The sequence below is a fragment of the Streptomyces sp. ID05-39B genome (genome assembly GCF_033794725.1).
Lineage (GTDB): Bacteria > Actinomycetota > Actinomycetes > Streptomycetales > Streptomycetaceae > Streptomyces > Streptomyces bobili.
Window position 1 is genome coordinate 1 of the sequence record NZ_JARGEF010000520.1, and the last position, 1,098, is coordinate 1,098.

Annotated in this window: 2 protein-coding genes; both read left to right on the forward strand. The window is 63.5% G+C overall.

What is annotated here, in order from left to right; translation table 11 throughout:
- Nucleotides 1-396 (forward strand): acyltransferase family protein (locus P1P75_RS41645; protein ID WP_369076360.1); only part of this gene is annotated, 396 nt, incomplete at its 5' end.
- A gap of 485 nt (nucleotides 397-881) precedes the next feature.
- Nucleotides 882-1,098 (forward strand): hypothetical protein (locus tag P1P75_RS41650; protein ID WP_319265274.1); only part of this gene is annotated, 217 nt, incomplete at its 3' end.

The following is a 1,098-nucleotide window of genomic DNA, read 5'->3' on the forward strand; positions in this document are numbered from 1 at the left end:
GACCACAGACAAACCGGGTCGGCCCGTAGGACACAGAGGACAGGGCGTCACGACTGCGTCAGGCTTTCGCAAGACGTACGGCCCGCCTCCCGCAAGCCATCCCGGACCGTCACCGTTGGCAGGGCGCCTGTCCACGCCGCGGAAAATCGTGCGAAATGGTGCCTGCCGCGCTTTCTGACCGGACTGGGAACCATCAGCTACTCGGTCTATCTGATGCATCCGGTTCTGCTGACGGTCATCGACAGCACGGTCGGCCGACGTGAGCAAGACAGTCTCGCGCTCGAAGTGGCGTTCTTCACCGTGCTGCTGCCCCTGTGCCTGCTGACCTACCGTTACATCGAAGCTCCGAGCCAGACCTGGGGCCGCAGGCTGGCACGCCGCGTACCGCCATCGTGACGAGCGCCCGCGCCACACTCACTCCGTCGCGGGTGACCCCTGCCGACGCAGCGGGCAGCCCTTCTGGCGACGCGGAGAGTTGGGTACTCCACCCACCGCACGGTCTTCGGGCTGGAACCCGGTCAGTCGCTGCCTGAACGCCTCGAAGAAAACAGCAGGTGAAAGGCCTCACGTAACCAGAACAGGACTAAAGCTTACTATATATGACACACACGCACACACAAGAACGGACTCAAATACCCCACCTCTGAGTCGCTTCAGTCGCTCCAACGCCCCTACCACCGGCCTGCCCTGCACCTTCATGCAGACCAAGAGCAGCGACCGGAGAGTCGCTGGGTAGCTGAACTCCAGTAACTGCCTCGGCCAGTCCGACAACGACCCCAGCGACCCAACGACCGACATCACGCACGCAACCACGGACGGCACCTCGTCCAGATGATCAGCCGCTCCCAGGCGGTTCGCCTGCATGCCGACCGTCCAGAGCAGTGGAGGGCAACGGGAACCGGCTGCCTCATCGCCACGAGCCAACGTTCCTTGAACAGGCCACGGCCTCTCCTGACAACTGCTCCGCGTTCCCGATGCACCTGAGCAGTGGCACGGCGGTGATCGTGAAAGGGATGCCGTCGATGGACGAAGCTGTCGGCACTGGAGGCTTCAGATGGTCGTCGCTCACAGCAGTGGTCGAAGGCGGCCGAAGGCATC